The organism is Halarchaeum nitratireducens (assembly GCF_014647155.1).
Taxonomy (GTDB): domain Archaea; phylum Halobacteriota; class Halobacteria; order Halobacteriales; family Halobacteriaceae; genus Halarchaeum; species Halarchaeum nitratireducens.
This window is the reverse complement of record NZ_BMOQ01000027.1, coordinates 1-715: the sequence shown is the minus strand read 5'-3', so window position 1 is coordinate 715 and position 715 is coordinate 1. Positions and strand designations below refer to the sequence as shown.

Below are 715 nucleotides of genomic sequence, written 5' to 3'. Positions count from 1 at the left end.
TCGCTCTTCTTCTCGGCGGTCGCTGCGAGCGAGAGGACGTCGGCGGCGGCGACGCCGAACCCCTCGATACCGGAGACGGTGGTCTCGCCCTTCGTGAGCGTCCCCGTCTTGTCGAAGGCGACGAGATCGATCTTGCCGGCGCGTTCGAGGTGTTCGCCGCCCTTCATCAGCACGCCCGACCGGGCGGCGTTACCGATGGCCGAGACGATGCTGACCGGTGGCCCGATGACCAGCGCGCCCGGACAGCCGATGACCAGCAGCGTCAGCGACAGGATCGCGTTCTGCGTGACCGCGTACGCGCCGATAGCCAGGGCAATGACGGCCGGCGTGTAGTACTTCGCGAACCGGTCGATGAGACTCTCCGTGGGCGACTGAGCCTCCTGGGCCTCCTCGACGCGACGGATGATCCGTTCGAGAGTCGTATCCGATCCCGCTCCCGTCGTCCGGATTTCTAGCGCGCCCTCCTGGTTGACCGTCCCGGCGTACACCTCGTCGCTGTCGGCCTTGTGGACGGGCGCGCTCTCGCCGGTGACCGGCGCCTGGTTGACTGCGCTCTCGCCGTCGACGACGGTTCCGTCGACCGGGATCTTCCCGCCCGGCTTTACGACGACGACTTCGCCCTCTTCGACATCGCGGGCGGAGACCTCTTGGAGTGTCCCGTCGCGACGGACGGTCGCCGTGTCGGGCGTCATCTCCAGTAGCTCCTGAAGTGCCG

At 67.7% G+C, this 715-nt stretch carries 1 protein-coding gene; it reads right to left on the bottom strand.

Annotated features, from left to right (window positions below; all coding sequences use genetic code 11):
* A partial coding sequence (locus IEX91_RS16185; protein WP_188880244.1) for a heavy metal translocating P-type ATPase occupies positions 1-715 on the bottom strand: 715 nt, incomplete at both ends.